This window comes from Paenibacillus sp. NPDC057934, assembly GCF_042887565.1.
GTDB lineage: Bacteria > Bacillota > Bacilli > Paenibacillales > Paenibacillaceae > Paenibacillus_AQ.
Genome location: NZ_JBHVPB010000009.1, coordinates 100,565 through 119,191 on the forward strand (window position 1 = coordinate 100,565; position 18,627 = coordinate 119,191).

Consider the following 18,627-nt stretch of genomic DNA (forward strand, 5'->3'; position numbering starts at 1 on the left):
CATGGCACAAATGAACTTGAAAGAAGCGATTCGCGACGCTATCCGCGTTGAACTGAATCGTGACCCTAACGTCCTTGTTTTTGGGGAAGATGTTGGTAACGTAGGCGGTGTATTCCGCACAACTGAAGGTCTGCAAAAAGAGTTTGGCGAAGATCGCGTATTCGATACGCCGCTGGCCGAGTCCGCTATCGGTGGTCTGGCTGTAGGTCTTGGTATTCAAGGCTTCCGTCCAATCGCAGAAATTCAATTTATCGGCTTTATTTATGAAGCTCTGGATCAAATCGTTATCCAAGCAGCACGTATGCGCTACCGTTCCGGCGGCAAATACAACTCGCCAATCGTATTCCGTACGCCATTTGGCGGCGGTGTTAAAGCGGCTGAGCTGCACACGGACTCCCTGGAAGGTTTGATTGCCCAAAGCCCGGGTATTAAAGTAGTAGTTCCTTCCAACCCTTACGATGCAAAAGGTCTGATGATCGCTTCGATTCGCGACAACGACCCAGTATTCTTCATGGAGCACCTTAACTTGTACCATGCATTCCGTGCTGAAGTACCTGAAGGTGAGTACACCGTTGAACTTGGTAAAGCCAATGTAGTTCGCGAAGGTTCTGATGTTACCATCATCGCTTATGGCCTGATGGTTCACACAGCTACCAAAGCAGCTGAGCAACTCGAGAAGGAAGGCATTCAGGCTGAAATTATCGACCTGCGTACCGTTAGCCCGATCGACATTGACACCATCATGGAATCCGTGAAGAAAACAAACCGTGCAATCGTGGTACAAGAAGCTCAAAAGAGCTCCGGCGTAGCTGCAGAAGTTATTGCACAAATCAACGAAAAAGGTATCCTGCACTTGGAAGCTCCAGTGCTTCGTATAGCTGGACCGGATACAATCTATCCGTTCGCGCAAATCGAAGACACTTGGTTGCCTAACCCTGCCCGCGTTATTGCAGGCGTGAAGAAAGTTCTGGAATTCTAAATAAATCACATCCCATAGTCTATTACCATTAAGGAGGTACTTGAACGTGGCTAAATACAACTACCCGTTCCCTGAGCTAGGCGAAGGCCTGCATGAAGGTGAAATTATTAAAGTGCATATCAAAGTCGGCGATAAAGTAACCGATGAAGATATCATTTTGGAAGTACAAAACGACAAGGCTGTAGTAGAAGTTCCTTGTCCAGTTAACGGTACCGTGCTTGAAGTACTGGCAAAGGATGGCGACGTGTTCCGCGTAGGCCAGACTGTTGCGGTAATTGATGCAGAAGGTGACGTTCCTGTGCATGAAGGCGGCCACGCGGAAGAGCAGGGTTCCCAAGAAGCTGACGCGGCAAAAGGTAGCGCAGATACAACTTCTTCTCCAGCGGCAAGCAGCCCTGCTGACGCTAAAGAAGGCGGAGCAGCTGCTGGTTCTGTACCAGCTCCTGACCGTGACGTATTGGCTACACCAAGCGTGCGCAAATTCGCTCGTGAACAGGGTGTAGACATCTCCAAAGTTAATGGCACTGGTAAAAGTGGCAAAATCACTCGTGAGGATGTTGAAGCCTTCCAAAACGGTGGTTCTGCAGCAGCACCGGCAGCAGTTTCTGCTGAAGCGCCTAAGACTGAAGAGAAAGCTGCTCCGGCAGCAGCAACTTCTGCAGGCAACGTGAGCCTGGAAGAAGAGCGCGTACCATTCAAAGGTATCCGTAAAGCAATCTCTAACGCTATGGTTAAATCGGCTTACACCGCACCACACGTTACGATCATGGACGAAGTTGACGTAACTGAACTGGTAGCATTCCGTGCCCGCATGAAACCTGTAGCTGAGAAAAAAGGCGTGAAGGTAACTTACCTTCCGTTCATCGTGAAGGCACTCGTTGCAGCTTCCCGTCAATTCCCTGCGCTTAACGCTTCCATTGACGAAGAGAATAACGAAATTGTCTACAAGAAATACTACAATGTTGGTATCGCAACAGATACGGATAACGGTCTGATCGTTCCAGTTATCAAAGATGCTGACCGTAAGAGCATCTGGATGATTGCTAGCGCCATTAGTGACCTTGCTCTGCGTGGTCGTGAAGGCAAGCTGACTCCGAACGAAATGAAAGGCAGCACCATCTCGATCTCCAACATTGGTTCCGCAGGCGGTATGTTCTTTACTCCAATCATTAACTTCCCTGAAGTTGCGATCCTGGGTACTGGCCGTATCACTGAGAAACCAGTTGTTAAGAACGGTGAAATCGTAGCTGCTCCTGTAATGGCATTGTCCCTGAGCTTTGACCACCGTATTATCGATGGCGCAACAGCACAGAATTTCATGAACTACATTAAAACATTGCTTGCTAATCCTGATATGCTAGTTATGGAGGTGTAATAATATGGTAGTGGGAGACGCTTCACTCGATATTGATACATTAGTCATTGGTGCAGGTCCCGGCGGATATGTAGCAGCCATTCGTGCAGCTCAGCTTGGTCAAAAAGTGCTTATCGTAGACAAATCGGAACTCGGCGGCGTATGTTTGAACCGTGGTTGTATTCCGTCCAAAGCACTGATCGCAGCAGCTCACTCTTATGAATCTGCACAACACGCTGACGTTTACGGTGTAACAGCTGAGAACGTTAAAGTGGATTTTGCTAAAACACAAGAGTTCAAGAACAAAGTTGTTAAGCAAATGACTACTGGCGTATCTGGCCTTCTGAAAGGCAACAAGATCGAAGTATTCAACGGTGAGTGCATGTTCATCAGCGAAACCGAAGCACGGGTATTCAACGATCACGAATCTCCGCGTTACCGTTTCAAGAACTGCATCATTGCTACAGGTTCCCGTCCAATCGAACTGAAACCATTCCCGTTCGGCGGTCGCATTCTGTCTTCCACTGAAGCGCTTGAGCTTCCGGAAATTCCGAAGAGCCTGATCGTTATCGGCGGCGGCTACATCGGCGCTGAGCTGGGTCAAATGTACTCTAAATTCGGCACTAAAGTAACCATCATCGAAGGTCTGGATACTGTTCTTCCTGGCTTCGACAAGGATATGACTCGTCTGGTAGCCAAGAACATGGCGAAGACTGGCATCGAGATCGTTACCAATGCTAAAGCTGAGAGTGCTGTACAAAACGACAAGGAAGTTACCGTGAAGTACTCTGTGGGCGGCGAGTCCAAAGAAGTTACTGCAGATTACTTGCTTGTTACCGTTGGCCGTCGTCCAAACACGGATGGTGAGCTTGGTCTGGACCTTATCGGCGTTGAGCTGGACGAGCGCGGTCTGATCAAAGTTGACCACCAAGGACGTACTAACATTCCACACATCTTCGCTATCGGGGACATTGTTCCTGGTCTGGCTCTGGCTCACAAAGCTTCTTACGAAGGTAAAGTTGCAGCAGAAGCGATCTCAGGACACACATCCGTGGTTGACTACAAAGTCATTCCGGCTGTTGTCTTCACAGATCCTGAGTGCTCCAGCGTTGGCTTGACTGAGAAAGAAGCTAAGGATAAAGGCTACAAAGTGAAGAGCGGCAAGTTCCCGTTCGCGGGCAATGGACGTGCAGTCTCCCTGAACGGTGCGGAAGGCTTCATCAAAATTGTGGCTAACAGCGAGAACAACCTTGTACTCGGCGCGCAAATCGTCGGTATCGAAGCTTCTAACCTGATTGCTGAGCTGGGTCTGGCCATTGAAATGGGCGCTACGCTCGAAGATATCGCTCTGACGATCCACGCTCACCCAACCCTTGGCGAAATCGTCATGGAAGCAGCTGAACTGGTAGAAGGTCACCCGATCCACATCTTGAAATAGTATTACAATCGGCCTGCATGTCAGGCTGCTGAAGAGAGCGAGGACGCATTTTGCGTCTTTGCTCTCTTTTTGTTTTCCAAAATTTAGATGAGGTGATACAAGATAACTCCATCGAAATGATTAATATCGCCCAAAGACTTCTCATCCAGGAGCAGACACCCAATCTCCAGTTTGTCTGGTCTTCAACCAAAGAACTGCTGCCCTTTGCTAATCACCAGTTTGATCTCATCTACGACCGAAGAGGGCCAACCTCTATCCTGAACCACAGCCGGATTTTACGTCCAGGAGGGGCCACGGTATTCGGAATTCATTCGGGCGCACTAGACAAGGTCAGAGAGCGGCTAGAGGCTAATGGATTTATACATATAGAGATCGAAGAGTTCCATGATGCGGTCTCCTATTTTCCAGATGAAAAAGAATTTGCGAAGTTTATTTCTGGTATTCCCGGCAACCCGGATTATACGGACCTCAAGAATGGCAAGGAACTGGAGAACAAGTTTAAAGCACATGTCATCTATGGTCGATTGGGCATCAGGGAGTACAGGTATATTTGGAAGGCTAAAAAACCTGAATAAGGACTGGGAAGTGATCCTCATGAGAGCAGACAAGCTACAAGCAGGCGATGAAATACGTATTATTGGGCTTTGAGCAGGTAAAAGGCATCGCTATAGGCAGATTTCAAAAGGGTTCAGGTATGACAAGCGAGCTACTGACCAAAATAATCAAGAGCAAACAGGAAGCTTAGATACCTCCCCGTTATAGCGGATGTAGACTTCGGACATACTTCTCCCATGATTACTTTTCCGATAGCTGGCCAGGCAAATTTGCGTGCTAGTGTACAGAAGAATTAACTGTGTATTACTGAATAAGGGGATTGGTGTTCATGCACTTAGGATCAAATCAATCACTCGCGGATTACCTCTGAAGCCTCGTCAGCACCCTCCTCAAGGACATTTAAGTGACAGGGCACCCCTAACGCATGTTGGCAAAAAGAAGCTCACAGGCACTCCTGAATGGGTCAGTAATCAACATGACCGATATGTAAGGGCCTCTTATGAAAAGTATAGGAAGTTGCAAGGGCGATCTGCACTTGTTGTTATAAGGATTGGCGAATCGTTCTTTTATCGTCAGCGCTTTTCTCAAAATACTGCAGCAAAGGTAGAGAAACAGTACTGTTTTTCTCGGTTTCTACAGTTTGGCAAGTTACAAGCAGGATCAGGTCGTGGTAAACTAATAGAACGGACGAAATGAAGAGCTGCTCCTTTGGGAGCGGCTTTACGTTTCTCGAAAGGCATATTCAAGGTTAAAGAAAAGCAAATGAGAGAACCTTATATGTAATGTCATCAAAGAAGAGGGGCGTTAAGTTTTGCGCAATTATTTGGAATTACTTCAGGATGTTTTGGACAACGGAGTGGAAAAAAGTGACCGGACGGGGACAGGTACCCGGTCTGTTTTTGGACGGCAGCTGCGGTTTGACCTTAGTAAAGGCTTTCCGCTTGTAACGACCAAGCGTATCCATTTAAAATCGGTAGTGCATGAGCTACTTTGGTTTTTGAAGGGCGAGACTAATATCTCCTATCTCAAAGAGAATGGAGTTAGAATATGGGACGAGTGGGCGGATGAAAACGGCAATTTGGGGCCGGTCTATGGTTCACAGTGGCGAGCATGGGAGACTGCAGATGGACGGCTTATCGACCAGATTACGAATGTCATCGAGGCAATTAAAAACAATCCTGACTCACGCAGACACATTGTTAGTGCCTGGAACGTTGGCGAGATCGAGAATATGAAGCTGCCGCCGTGCCACTTTGTATTTCAATTCTATGTAGCGGGCGGCAAACTGTCCTGCATGCTCACCATGCGTTCGGTGGATACGTTCCTTGGTCTTCCATTCAATATTGCCAGCTACGCACTGCTGACCCACATGGTCGCCCAGCAGACCGGCCTGGAAGTCGGTGAGTTCATTTGGTCGGGTGCGGATGTGCATATTTATACAAATCATTTAGAGCAAGTAGCGACTCAGTTGCAGAGAGAACCGTATCCACTGCCGAAGCTGAATATTCTCAGAAACCCGGACAGTATTTTCGATTATGTATTTGAGGACTTTGAGTTTGAAGGCTATCAACATCATCCGGGAATCAAGGCACCAGTAGCCATCTAGGATTAGGTAGCAAAGGAGAAGATAGTATGAGTATCAGTATGATTTGGGCTATGGGGGTTAATGGTGTTATCGGCAAGGATAATAAGATGCCTTGGCATCTGCCGCGGGATTTTGCTTTTTTCAAGAGTGAGACTCTGGGTAAAACGATGCTGATGGGTCGCAAAACGTGGGATTCACTGGGCGGTAAACCCTTGAAAGGCAGAACGAATATTGTCCTGACCAGAGATCGGAGCTTCACTGCTGAAGGGGCCGAAGTGGTGTATACGCTTGAGGAGGCGCTGGAAGCTGCGAAGCGTACGGATGAGCTGGTGGTCATGGGCGGAGCTGAGATTTACCGAATGATGCTGCCCTATGCAGATAAGCTGATCGTGACGCGGATCCAGTATGATTTTGAAGGAGAAACACTCTTTCCAGAGGTGAATTGGGAAAAATGGGCTGAAGTTTCCAATACACCTGGAATCAGGGATGAGAAGAATCCGTATGATTACCGTTTTATAGTATATGAACGTTCGGAGCTGGCGTAAAAGCGTTTTCTCTAACACAACATGTGAAATAGTACAAATAATCAGCAGATTAATCCATTACAGTGCAAAAGTCTGGAATGCTAATATTATTAAAATTAGAAATTGCTAAACGATAGAATGCACAGGACTAAAGTTGCACTGTTCACGACATCATTAAGCCACAGGTATGCTACAATAAACTATAGATATCAACACGAAGAGAACGGATGGGGGAAACGTAAACATGTCTACACCTACAGGTTTTATGGAGTATAAACGCCAGCTCCCAGGTGATCGTGATCCTGAGCAGCGGGTAAAAGATTGGGAAGAGTTCCACCACCATTTATCCGAGGACGAGCTTCGGACACAGGGTGCACGCTGCATGGATTGCGGAACCCCTTATTGTCATACCGGTATTGATATGGCTGGCGGAACCTCAGGTTGTCCTGTACACAACCTGATTCCGGAATGGAATAATCTGGTGTATCGCGGGTTGTGGCGGGAAGCGCTGGAGCGCCTGCACAAGACAAATAATTTTCCTGAATTCACCGGCAGCATCTGTCCAGCACCGTGTGAAGGCTCATGTACGGTCGGCCTGATCGGCCAGCCGGTTACCATCAAGACTATCGAACTGGCGATTATCGACAAGGGCTTTGAAGAGGGCTGGGTGGTACCTACACCTCCAGAGAAACGTACTGGCAAGACGGTTGCCATTGTTGGTTCTGGTCCGGCAGGTCTGGCAGCAGCTGCACAGTTGAACAAAGCGGGACATACCGTTACGGTATACGAGCGCAGCGATCGTGTCGGCGGACTTCTGACCTACGGTATTCCAACTATGAAGCTGGATAAACGTGTAGTACAGCGCCGTGTGGATCTGCTTGCTGCAGAAGGTGTGAACTTTGTAGTAAACACTGAGATTGGCAAGGATATCCCGGCACAACAGCTGGTGGACGAGTTCGACGCAGTTGTACTTTGCGGAGGAGCGACTAAGGCGCGTCAGTTCAACGTCGAAGGCAGTGATCTGAAAGGCGTTATGTATGCGATGGATTACCTGAACGGAACGATCAAGAGCTATCTGAGTTCCAATCTGGAGGATGGGAATTTCGTATCAGCAGCTGGCAAGGACGTCGTTGTTCTGGGCGGCGGGGATACTGGTTCTGACTGTGTTGCTACATCGCTTCGTCATGGTTGTAACAGCATCACTCAGTTTGGTACGCATGACAAGGCTCCACTGGAGCGGGACCCGATAGCTAACCCTTGGCCACAGTTCCCGAATGTGTATACCCTTGATTATGCACAACAGGAAGCCAAAGCAGTATTCGGCGATGATCCGCGTGAGTTCTCGATCATGACGACCAAGTTTGTCGGAGATGAAGAGGGGAATTTGCAGGAGTTGCACACTGTGCAAATCCGCCGGATCGTTGATGAGACCGGACGCAAAATCTACCAGCCAGTGCCTGGCACAGAAGCGGTTTATCCTGCTCAGCTGGCGCTGATTGCGATTGGTTTTGACGGACCGGAACAAGATCTGGTTCAGGCGTTGAACCTGGAAACGGACCGTCGCACGAATGTGAAGGCGCGTTATGGCAAGTTCAACACCAACGTGGAGAAAGTATTTGCTGCAGGTGATATGCGCCGTGGACAAAGCTTGGTGGTATGGGCAATTAACGAAGGTCGCGCAGCTGCCCGTGAAGTTGACAAATTCCTGATGGGCTCCACTGTACTTGTCTAAGAATATTATTATAAAAGCATAATTTTTCTTATACGAAGAGACCGTTTTCTCAGTTGTCAGAACTGGGGAACGGTCTCTTGTTGATTGCACAGCAGCCGGGATATCCGTTATCATAGTGTTAGAATTTAAATCCTCTCCTTGACGAATTCCACATGATCGTATAAATTAATTACAATCTATGTAAGTTGAACTTCGTTTAGTTTGTAACCATATGGAAAAATGCATGGACCAAGGATCTGCAGTCTCATTATCGTTGGAACAGAGAGGGAACCCACCGGGTGAAAGGTTCCTCATAACGAGCGGAGTGCATCCTGCCTTGGAAGCAGCAGCGCGTGAGAAAGTACAAACGCTGCCGGACTCGGCCGTTATCCGATGGAGGACTGCCACGATTGTCTGCGGCAGTCGAAACAGGGTGGTATCACGACGCATTCGTCCCTGACGAATGCGTCTTTTTGTTTTTGTTTTTTCTGGCGACGGTTCTGACAGCCGTCAGACAGTGCACATCTTTTTTAAAAAGGAATCCGGGAGGACGATGAAAATGCGCCAAAGCAATCTGTTACTTACGACTCTGCGAGAGGCTCCGGCGGAAGCGGAAACAGCAAGCCATGGCCTGCTGCTGCGGGCCGGGTATATCCGGCAGCTGGCCGCCGGGATTTACAGTTATTTGCCGCTTGGACGGCGTGTCCTGCACAAGTTGGAGAACATTGTGAGAGAAGAAATGGACAAGGCGGGAGCCCAGGAAGTGCTGCTGCCTGCGTTGCAGCCTGCCGAACTGTGGCAGGAATCGGGCCGGTTAGGCGTATATGGCAAGGAATTGATCACTCTGCAGGATCGTCATGAACGGGAATTTGTGCTTGGTCCAACGCATGAGGAAGTTATCACTACATTGGTACGGAACGAGATCAGCTCTTACCGGAAGCTGCCGGTTACACTGTATCAGATCCAGACTAAGTTCCGTGATGAACGACGTCCCCGCTCGGGACTTCTGCGGGGCAGAGAGTTCCTGATGAAGGATGCGTACTCCTTCGACAACGGGTGGGAGAGTCTGGACCAATCTTATCAGAACATGTTTAATGCGTATCATCGGATTTTTGAACGCTGTGGACTGATCTTCCGGGCGGTGGAGGCGGACTCAGGGGCGATTGGCGGCGAAGGCGGTAGTCATGAGTTCATGGCACTTGCAGATATCGGCGAAGATACCATTGCTGCCTGTACGGCATGCAATTATGCTGCCAATCTAGAGCAGGCCGAATCTGCTAAGACAAATGAGCAAGTAGTGAAAGTAGAGGCAGACCTGTCAGCCATGGAGAAATTCCACACGCCAGGCCTTCGCACCATTGAACAGCTTGCAGCTGTGGGGCTACAGCCTCAGGAGATTATCAAGACCCTGATCTATTCCGGCGGAGGCAAAGTATTTGCGGTTCTGGTCAGGGGTGATCATGAAGTCAATGAAATCAAGGTGAAAAAAGCGGTAGGTGCCGAGGAGATCACGCTCGTGGATTATGAAGCTGTTCAATCGGCTGCGGGGACGGAGAGTGGCTTTATTGGTCCTATCAGTCTGCTGATCCCGTTGCTTGTCGATGCAGAGGTAGCAGCTATGGCACATGGGGTAGTCGGCGCTGGCGAAGTGGATTACCACCTTCGCTATGTAGTACCTGGGCGGGATTTTAGTCTGGGCCAGGTAGGTGATTTCCGAAATGTGGAGGAAGGAGACTGCTGCCCGCGTTGCGGCACAGGACAGCTAAAATTCCATCTGGGGATTGAAATAGGGCATGTCTTCAAGCTGGGGACCAAATACAGCGAAAAGCTGGGTGCACGCTATCTTGACCCTTCCGGTAAGAACACGGACATGATCATGGGCTGTTATGGCATCGGCATTTCCCGGCTGCTCGCCGCCGTAGTGGAGCAGAATCATGATGACCATGGGATAATCTGGCCAGCGGCGTTGGCTCCATTCCAGGTTCACATTTTGCTAATGTCGGTGAAGGATGAAGTTCAGCGCACAGCTGCGGAGAATCTCTACACGGTGCTGAGTGAGCAAGGAATAGAAGTGCTGCTCGATGACCGGGATGAGCGTCCAGGCGTGAAATTCAAGGATGCCGAGCTGATCGGTCTCCCACTCACCATTGTGATCGGCAAGGGAGCTGCTGAAGGTCAGGTAGAGCTTATTGAGCGCAAAGTACTGACGAAGGAAAGCATGAGTCTTGAGGAAGCTATACTCCGGATTAGACAGGGCTGATTTTGCGTTAGATGTACTATGAAGATAGTGTGGATAAGACAATCCGATGTGAGCGGTTTGCTTGTACATGAGCATCAGTATGGGTATCGTAAGCAGATTTGGAAACACTTAACCTGATTTATAAAGAAGGGCCACCCGCAGAGGGTAGCCTTAACACTACTTATGTTTTCGAAAGATGATACATCAGCAGTTTTTTGTTATTGAAGTTAAATGATTGAACTAACGAGATACGAGAGCTCACTAAGCATTAGGAGAAGGAAGTCGTCGTCGGCCGCTTAGGTCTGGACACCGGCGGGGAGGAACGAACGTAGTGGGAGATTGCGAAGGACTTGGGGATCTCGCGGAGTTACGTTCGGAGAGTACAAAATTATAAAGCATCTGTTAACCATTGATTGATCAGAAGGCGACTTGTCCGCGGATGAGTTGCTTTTAGTCTTTTGAAAATGAATCAAGTATATGGAAGGTGAGGGGTTATACTGTACTTTCCTCCTAATCTAAAATACTTTAAAGGTAATAACAGGAATCCTTTCAATTAATATATGATGGGATTAATCTATCTAAAGAGGAGGGCTATAGAATTAACGTCGAGATTAACGGATACATAGATACGAAATCTTATACAACACCTTATGGATTAGAATTATGTAATATAATATAAAAAAATGGGTATATAAGGGTCGTTAGATCGGATTGAAAATCATATACTAACTCTAGTATGAAGAACTAGGGAAATAGAAAATGAATTGAAAGAATTTGTGGTATATGTTATTATGTCTAAAGATGGGATTTAATAGATATTATAATAGAATAACCGTTTGTTTAATCGATGTTTAGGCACGTTATACTCAAGCGGTTGGAGATAATTTAACATATTGTAGTGCTCATCACTTGAAGCATGAAGGGGCGAAGCTATGCCCGTATAGTTATTTAAAATCTATGAATTATTCAATATAAACATCTTCTAGGGAATCAGCCGTATTTTTAAATATGGCGATTAACGTTGAAGATGTTTTTACATATTTGACCTATTCATTATGACGCTTGCTTAAGCTTTAAATGACTTATGGATAAGTATATTGATATGAAATAATTCATAATTTTGGATGGTGATATGAGAAATGGATTGGTATATTTGTTCTGTTGAAATCGGCAAAGAGGATAATGTAAGGGAGTCCATCGCAAATAATAAGACTTTGAATGACATATCTTGTATTGTACCCAAACGAATTGTGCCTGAGAAAAAGGGCGGAGAACATATTCAAGTAACCAAATTGATCTTTCCCGGATACATTTTTATTAAAACAACTATGAATTTCTCGAAATATCATCAGATTTGTCAAGAAAAGCATATTATTAAAATGCTCGGTTATAATGGACGCGGCTTGGTTCAGAAGATCAATAATCTTTATGTATTGGAAAATTCGTGTTTTGTTAGCAAGATAAATGACACGGAGTTTCAAGACAGCTTTTTTCAAAAGATCCCCAATGAAGAAATGATCCAATTATTTAAATTACTGAATGAAAATCAGGAGATTAATTTTTCACATATTTCTGTGAACGATAAAAAGATTGTGTTTGAAAAAGGACCCCTTAAGGGTCTGGAGAACCTTGTTAAGAAAATTGATTTACATAAGAAACGGGCCAAAGTGTGTTTGCATTTACTTGGAATAGACGTTCTTTTTGACGTGGGAATAAGATTCTTCCAATAATGTCTTGGTGAATAATTAATCTTGTGAATAATTAACTATGGATAAAGGATGGGACTATAAATGAGAAATAAACTTGTAAAAGGTATTGTAATCTTTACGATCGCTACTGTAGGTGATAATGTTTTTACTAATCTTGGTTTATCCAAAAAGATATCTTCTTTTCATGACGTTTTTCCTATGACGCTCCAGGAAGGTTTTTTTAATTTAATTCTTTTATTTCTGTACGTGTACGGATTATTTGTTTTTGCATCTGGAATTGTGCAGCTTGTAAAAAGGATTAAAAGTAAGAAACGATAAGTGTCAGGACAGGAGCAGGTAACAATCTGGAGAACTAATGAAGTGTAACGGAGGGAGCTTGATGGTGATTAACAGTGAAAACGAAATCAAAGGAGTATATCCGCTAACACCTTTGCAAGAGGGCATGCTTTACCATCATATGACTGACGGTGAATCCAATGAATATATAATGCAATATGTATTTAATCTCGCGGGCATAGTGATAGAGGAACATCTCATTCAAGCTCTTAGGTTGCTTACAATCAGACATGAGGTGTTGAAAACTGCCTTTATACATGAAAAATTAGCAAGTCCAAGACAAATCGTAGTAGGCAGCAGAGAGGTGGAATACGAACAAATTGATTTGTTGGAACTTCATGAGATAGACCAAAATGCTAAATTGGCGGAAATATCGGAGCTTGATGTTAAGCGCGGTTTTGATATACAGAATGATTCTCTTCTAAGAGTGAAATATATTATTTTGAGCAATGAGAATAGGAAGATGATTTGGGATTTTCATCATCTGATTATAGATAGTTGGTGTCTTTCATTACTGATTAATGATTTTAAAAGGTACTATAATTCACTTAACAACGGTAAAACAAAAAAACAATTGTTGGAATTGATTACTGAAGAGAAGAGTCAGGCTGCAGGATATGGCGATTACATACAATGGCTTGATCAGCAGGACAAAAAAGCCGGACTATCGTATTGGAAGAAATTGCTGGTAGATTATGATGAAACCGCAGAGATAAAACCCTTAACTCAACCTGAACAGACCACTGTTCAAATGGTAAAGCAAAGCATTAGAATTACGGAAAAAGCAACGTCCGGTTTGCAAGATCTGTTTCCAATTCGAGTTGCCTAAGGCGCTTGCAGGTAAGCTTAAGGAGCAGATGGCCCAGACGGATACAACGATGTATATGATGCTCTTCTCCATCTATAACATTACGTTGGCTAGATACTCCGGTCAGGATGATATCGTGGTGGGAAGCTTGATTAAAGGGAGAAATCATTCGGACTTGTTTGAAATGATGGGGATGTTCGTCAACACACTTGCAATGAGAAGTCATCCCGCCGCAAACAAAACCTTTGCCCAATTCTTAGAGGAAGTCAGGGAAACGACACTGCATGCGTTCGAAAATCAGGACTATCAATTTGAGGACCTGGTTGAACAATTAAAGATTGCCAGGGAGCCTGCTAGGAATCCGTTGTTTGACGTTATGTTCAGCTTGCACAATATGTCAGTGCCCGAGGTGCGGAAGGGCGACTTGATTTTTTCACAGTATGATAGTCATTCCAGGATATCTAAATATGACTTATGTTTATTTGCGGAAGAAAAAAATAATACGATGGTCTTCAAACTGGAATATTGCACAAAATTATTCAAAGCGGTAACGATTCAGCGTTTTGCCAAGCACTTTGTATATCTTGCAAGCCAAATCGCTCAGAATCCGCAAGTGAAGCTTGGTGATTTGCACCTTTCCGATGAGGATGAGAGAACGTTGCTCTTCGAGGGCTTCAATGAAACGGCAGCGGCTTATCCAAGAGAGATGACCATACACCGGCTGTTTGAAGAGCAAGTGAAACTTACGCCGAACAGCATTGCTGTTAGATCAGAGGAGGAGCAGATCTCATATAAGGAACTGAACCGCCGCGCTGACCGTGTAGCCTCCATGTTGCGTCAAGAAGGAGTCCGGCAGGATAGCATTGTGGGCCTTATGGTGGAACGCTCTGTCGAAATGATCGTTGGTATCATGGGCATCTTGAAGGCAGGGGGAGCCTATATGCCAATCGATCCCGCCTATCCGGCCGAAAGAGTCAGCTACATGATGAACCATAGCCAGGCTTCAATACTGCTGTCCCGAGAACTGATTAGGCTGTCGGTCGATTCAGAGTCGGAGCAGCTTGAGAGTTCAGCTGAGAAAAGCATACATCTAGAAGCCGGCTCTCGTCATTTACTCTATGTAATCTATACTTCAGGTACGACGGGAACCCCGAAGGGCGTTATGATAGAACATCAAAATATGGTTAATCTGCTGCATTACCAGTTCACACAGATGAATATCCCGCGTCAGGCAAGAATTTTGCAATATACTTCGATTGGTTTTGATGTCAGTGCCCAGGAGATCTTCTCGGCACTTTTGTCCGGCAGTCAGCTACACCTTGTCAGTCCGGAAGTGCGACAAGATCCGCTTGAGCTGTTCGAACATATTACATCGAATCACATCAACGTACTGTATTTACCGGTGTCACTTTTGAAATTCATCTTTCACAGTCCGAGCCTGGCAGAGAAATTCCCGCGTTGTGTCGAGCATATCGTTACAGCGGGTGAGCAACTCATCGTAACCGAGCGTTTAAAACAGCATCTGCATCGGTTTGGAGTCTATCTGCATAATCAATATGGACCATCTGAAACCCATGTAGTCACCGTGTATACTATCATTCCAGGGATGGAAGCGAATGAGCGTCCGCCAATTGGGCGGCCGATCTCAAATACAGAGATTTATATCTTGGATGAGAATTTGCAGCCGGTGCCTATAGGCGTAAAAGGCGAACTGTTTGTCTCTGGAGAGAGTGTAGGAAGGGGGTATCTCCATCAATCCGATTTGACCGCTGAAAAATACTTGAAGCATCCGTTTGTTGCAGAAAGAAGAATGTATCGAACGGGAGACCTGGCGCGATGGTTGCCCGATGGTAACATCGAATACCTTGGCCGAACCGATCATCAGGTCAAAATTCGTGGCTTCCGGGTTGAACTTGGCGAAGTTGAGAACCATCTGCTCCAGCATAATGCGATTCAAGATGCTATCGTTCTCGCCAAAGAAGATAAGCAGAAAATTAAGTATCTTTGCGCATATTATGTGTCTGAACAAGAGCTGACGGTAAGAGCTGTCAGAGAATATCTGTCTCACAAACTACCGGATTATATGATTCCTTCTCACTTGGTGCTGCTTGACGTTCTGCCTGTTACATCTAACGGAAAAGTAGACAGGAGGGCATTGCCTGAGCCGGATGAGTATTTAAATACCGGAGTTGAATATGCGCCGCCCACAACAGATTTGGAAAAGCAGATACTGGAGATCTGGTGTGAACTACTTGGCTCTAACCGCATTGGAATCAATGACAATTTCTTTGAACTCGGCGGGCATTCATTGAAAGCAACCCAACTTATGGCTATTATCAGGGGAACTTTCAAGACAGAGATTTCACTTGGCCAAATTTTTAAAGATCCAACGGTAAAGGGCGTCGCACGATATATTCATAGTGGATCGGTAGCCGCCGAGGAAGATAATCTTGTTCTATTGGTGGAGGGACATAACCAGGAGCGGATTCTCTTCTTTATCCATACTGGAGAGGGCGGAGTTCTAGCATTTGAAATGGCCAGACAGCTTGAGCAGGAAGGTGAAACTATGAGCTTCCTTGGTCTTATAGATGCCTTGGCGCCTCAGTGTGACGATTCGGAAGATTTTGCTGAATTTACGCTGGAGAATGAACGGGAACTGCTGGTCAACCAAATGGTAATGCAGCTTTACAAAGAGGAACTCAACGAAATTCAACAAATCGAACGACTCTGGTCATTGTACGTCAGATACCTGCAGCAACAGAATCCCGATCTCCACGCCTTACGTAGTGAACTGCCTAAGGAGATTCTGCAGGCCATCCCCCATGCCGAGACATTGGGGATTCCGGAACTGTTTAGGTACTTCAACATCATCAGGACCTTCCATAACGCTCAGATTCGTTACAACCCTGAGTGTAAAGTTCAAGTACCTATACATTACTTCAAGGCAGAGATGTACCCGCCTCATCATGCATCGGTATGGACAAGCTTCTGCAATGCTGTCCATGTTCATCAAGTAGACGGAGACCATTATTCTATAATTGCTTCTTCTAATGTTGTTGAGCTGGCGGTATTGTTCAGCCAAGCTGTAAGTTCAGAGCTGCTGGTTGGCAAGAAGGAAGTTCTTAAGTAGGCTAGGCGTCAATGGCCCTTGTGGAAAGGGCCATTGACGCATCAAAATGACGAAACTGGGGGTGGGAATTTGGAAACCAAAGTTGGAAGAAACTTAACAGATGGAAATGCCGGAAGCCTCCTGATCGGGATGTGGATTCCCCTTTGTAGTTGGATCGCTGCTAACGATGGGTTACAGCATCATTAATGCGATTTGGGTGGGACAGATCATGGGGAATAACGCCATGGCCGGAGTAGCAGTGACTATGCCCATTATCCAATTAGCAAGTGCCTTTGCGGCAGGAATTACAACGGCTGTATCTATTTTAATAGCCGGATGTTTCGGAGCAAGAGAAGAAGCTCAGATAAAGAGTGTTGTGTTCAACGCCTGGTTTATCACAGGGACGTTGATTCTGTTGGTAACCACGGGAGGCATTTTGTTCAGCGATCATTTGCTGCGGGCAATGGGGACACCTGAAGATATCCTCAACGTTACGTCCAGATAAATGAAGATAACTTTCTTAAGTTTTATTTTTTCAACATCATTCTCCTTAACCTCTTCCATGTTGAGGGGAGGAGGGGATGGGGCGGCATTGATTATAAGTTAAGGAATAAGCACGATTACCTATGTGACTTATTACTTACAGGAAAATTGGAAAAAAGTGGTACAATTAAATGCTGAAGCAGTGAGAATGAATGAATTGGATGAAGTGAATGAAGCTGGAAAAGTGAAGGTGGGACTTTAAATGAAACCGGTCAAGCGAAGATTTGGCTTCTACTATGATCAAACAGCTGGAGCCAGGTGACCGTTATGCGATTTATGGGCACAGTATGGGTTCTATCCTTGCTTTTGAAACCTATTACAAGTTGCTGGAGAGAGGGTGTCCTACGCCAAGGCATATGTTTTTTAGCGGAAGAAAAGCGCCTCAAGTCGTCCGTGGCAAGACAGAGTACCACCTCCTGCCGAATGACAAATTTATGCAAGTTGTATTAAGTTATGGTGGAAATACCAGATAAATCCTTGCAGATGAAGAGCTGCTGCAATTGTTTCTGCCCATTTTGCGTGCGGATTTTCGGATTTCAGAAATATATGATTATCGAGAAAAAAGTGAAAAGATTAATTGCGATATTACTATAATTAACGGGATTAGCGATTTGAGCATTGCAAACTTCGATATGAATGAATGGAGGTTCTATGCAGGGAAGCAGTTTGAGGTCAAAAAGGTAATGGGAGGCCATTTCTTTATCATGGATGAGAGCATGCATGTAGTGGATATCATCAATTCTGCGTTGCACAACGGTTGAGGAGGATTAGGGATGATCATCGAAGTGACGAATTTGGTGAAGAAATACAAGGAGCATACGGCTGTGGACGGACTCGATTTATGTATACATGAAGGAGAAATCTTTGGATTGCTGGGACCAAACGGTGCAGGGAAATCGACAACAATGAATGCGTTGTTGGGTTTGCTCAAAATGAACGGCGGTACTGTGAAAATGTTCGGGAAGGATTATTCCAAACACGCAAGAGAAATTAAACGTTATGTTGGATACGTACCCCAGGAGATCGCTTTTTTTGAAACGTTAAACGCCATAGACAATGTGACCTATTGGGGAAGATTATACCGGTTGCGCGGTGATGAGCTGGACAAAGCCGTTCAGGAAGCCCTTGAATTTACTGGACTCTGGGACAGAAGAAAAGATAGAGCCTCAACTTTTTCTGGCGGAATGAAAAGAAGATTGAACATTGCTTGTGCAATAGTGCATAAACCGCGAATTCTATTTATGGATGAACCTACCGTGGGGGTCGATCCTCAATCGCGCAATAGCATTTTGGAATCGATAAAGACAATGAACCAAAATGGAACGACTGTTATCTATACTACGCACTACATGGAGGAGATTGAAGCCATCTGTGGACGTGTCGCTATTATGGATTTTGGTAAAATTATCGCGCTCGGGACGATCGATGAACTGATCGATTCTATTTCGGAAGAGAACAGGATAAATATGGGATTTGTGGCAAACACCGAGAGAGCTGTAACGTTGATTGAGAAAGCTCAAGGGGTTATTGCATGTAACAACAACGAGGGAATGCTTCGAATACGGATGGAAAAAGATGAAATGTATCTCACTGCTTTATTAGAAAATTTAATCCAAAACGGATTTAAAATTAAATCCATGACATTAGAAAAGTCAAATCTGGAAACGGTGTTTCTACAGCTGACCGGGAAAAAATTGAGAGATTAAGTGGCGGTGATGAAATGATGAATATACCCAC

The 18,627-nt window shown here is 45.5% G+C and carries 12 protein-coding genes and 3 pseudogenes; all 15 read left to right on the plus strand.

Going from position 1 to position 18,627, the window contains the following annotated elements; genetic code table 11:
* The first annotated feature begins 1 nt into the window (after position 1).
* The 15 genes and pseudogenes from ACFVRY_RS20855 (at position 2) to ACFVRY_RS20925 (ending at position 18,596) form a co-directional block, all read left to right on the plus strand.
* Positions 2-979: an alpha-ketoacid dehydrogenase subunit beta gene (locus tag ACFVRY_RS20855; RefSeq protein WP_066361643.1), complete on the plus strand. Its 978-nt coding sequence runs from the start codon at positions 2-4 to the stop codon at positions 977-979.
* Between the two features lie 46 nt (positions 980-1,025).
* Complete coding sequence (locus ACFVRY_RS20860; protein WP_387502225.1) at positions 1,026-2,354, plus strand: dihydrolipoamide acetyltransferase family protein; 1,329 nt, start codon at positions 1,026-1,028, stop codon at positions 2,352-2,354.
* 4 nt (positions 2,355-2,358) lie between these two features.
* On the plus strand, positions 2,359-3,771 hold the full coding sequence (lpdA, locus tag ACFVRY_RS20865) for a dihydrolipoyl dehydrogenase (RefSeq protein WP_387502226.1): 1,413 nt from the start codon (positions 2,359-2,361) through the stop codon (positions 3,769-3,771).
* A gap of 116 nt (positions 3,772-3,887) precedes the next feature.
* A complete protein-coding gene (locus ACFVRY_RS20870) occupies positions 3,888-4,346 on the plus strand; it encodes a class I SAM-dependent methyltransferase (protein ID WP_387502227.1) in 459 nt (152 codons plus the stop codon).
* Between the two features lie 68 nt (positions 4,347-4,414).
* Positions 4,415-4,622 (plus strand): annotated as a pseudogene (locus ACFVRY_RS20875) (LD-carboxypeptidase); the annotation flags it as partial.
* Between the two features lie 515 nt (positions 4,623-5,137).
* Positions 5,138-5,932 carry a thymidylate synthase gene (gene thyA / locus ACFVRY_RS20880; RefSeq protein ID WP_387502228.1) on the plus strand — a complete coding sequence of 265 codons (795 nt, stop codon included), beginning with the start codon at positions 5,138-5,140 and terminating at the stop codon, positions 5,930-5,932.
* Positions 5,933-5,958: 26 nt separating this feature from the next.
* Positions 5,959-6,456 carry a dihydrofolate reductase gene (locus ACFVRY_RS20885; protein ID WP_387502229.1) on the plus strand — a complete coding sequence of 166 codons (498 nt, stop codon included), beginning with the start codon at positions 5,959-5,961 and terminating at the stop codon, positions 6,454-6,456.
* A gap of 223 nt (positions 6,457-6,679) precedes the next feature.
* The gene (locus ACFVRY_RS20890) at positions 6,680-8,167 is read left to right on the plus strand and encodes a glutamate synthase subunit beta (RefSeq protein ID WP_387502230.1); all 1,488 of its coding nucleotides are present in this window, start codon (positions 6,680-6,682) and stop codon (positions 8,165-8,167) included.
* 538 nt (positions 8,168-8,705) lie between these two features.
* Positions 8,706-10,406, plus strand: a complete 1,701-nt coding sequence (locus ACFVRY_RS20895; RefSeq protein ID WP_387502231.1) for a proline--tRNA ligase — start codon at positions 8,706-8,708, stop codon at positions 10,404-10,406.
* A 1,118-nt stretch (positions 10,407-11,524) separates the two neighbouring features.
* Positions 11,525-12,115 (plus strand): antiterminator LoaP, encoded by a 591-nt coding sequence (gene loaP / locus ACFVRY_RS20900; RefSeq protein WP_387502232.1) that lies wholly within the window; start codon positions 11,525-11,527, stop codon positions 12,113-12,115.
* 358 nt (positions 12,116-12,473) lie between these two features.
* Positions 12,474-13,259, plus strand: a complete 786-nt coding sequence (locus ACFVRY_RS20905; protein WP_387502233.1) for a condensation domain-containing protein — start codon at positions 12,474-12,476, stop codon at positions 13,257-13,259.
* The gene (locus ACFVRY_RS20910; protein WP_387502234.1) at positions 13,252-16,368 is read left to right on the plus strand and encodes a non-ribosomal peptide synthetase; all 3,117 of its coding nucleotides are present in this window, start codon (positions 13,252-13,254) and stop codon (positions 16,366-16,368) included. Before ACFVRY_RS20905 ends, ACFVRY_RS20910 begins: the two co-directional genes overlap by 8 nt.
* A 151-nt stretch (positions 16,369-16,519) precedes the next feature.
* Positions 16,520-16,852 (plus strand): annotated as a pseudogene (locus tag ACFVRY_RS20915) (MATE family efflux transporter); the annotation flags it as partial.
* Positions 16,853-17,126: 274 nt separating this feature from the next.
* Positions 17,127-17,651: pseudogene (locus ACFVRY_RS20920) on the plus strand (thioesterase II family protein).
* Positions 17,652-17,663: 12 nt separating this feature from the next.
* A complete protein-coding gene (locus ACFVRY_RS20925) occupies positions 17,664-18,596 on the plus strand; it encodes an ABC transporter ATP-binding protein (RefSeq protein WP_387502235.1) in 933 nt (310 codons plus the stop codon).
* Positions 18,597-18,627: the final 31 nt, after the last annotated feature.